Genomic DNA, 408 nt, shown 5'->3' with positions numbered 1-408 from the left:
GGCTTGTCCATTCTTCCATGACGAACTCACCAGTTACCATAACCTTTATTCCTTTGGTTAGGTGCGGAGGTAGCTTTTCAGCTTTAGAACCAAACATCTTGCAGATAACCCAAGATACTTTTTCGTGTTCTCCGTAACCTTGTTTCACTGGCAAGCTAAAAGATGCAACCGCTTTACCATTTCGCGTCCATCGCTGTTCGCAATCTTTGCCTAAGTTTCCACTTACTGTTATTGTGTTAATTGCCATCAGTACCTACCTCCTCAAACTCACCTTCAAATACTGAGGCGTTTTCCTGATCGACATTAGCCTCTGCCTTTTCGTCTAAAATGACCGCTTTTTGCATTTCGATAGAGACGGGTAGGTATTTAAACAAGCGACGGATAACGGTTTTCTTCGCCATTTCTTCC

2 protein-coding genes are annotated in these 408 nt (G+C 43.1%); both read right to left on the bottom strand.

Going from position 1 to position 408, the window contains the following annotated elements; all coding sequences use genetic code 11:
* Positions 1–247 (bottom strand): single-stranded DNA-binding protein (locus tag HMPREF3129_RS09925; RefSeq protein ID WP_139142873.1); only part of this gene is annotated, 247 nt, incomplete at its 3' end.
* On the bottom strand, positions 237–408 hold a 172-nt coding region (locus HMPREF3129_RS18955), incomplete at its 5' end, for a recombinase RecT (protein ID WP_254668247.1). The genes HMPREF3129_RS09925 and HMPREF3129_RS18955, both read right to left, overlap by 11 nt.

Source organism: Proteus sp. HMSC14B05 (assembly GCF_001808035.1).
In the GTDB taxonomy this organism is placed as follows: Bacteria; Pseudomonadota; Gammaproteobacteria; order Enterobacterales; family Enterobacteriaceae; genus Proteus; species Proteus mirabilis.
The sequence above is the reverse complement of the archived record's forward strand: the minus strand, read 5'-3'. Positions and strand labels throughout refer to the sequence as shown.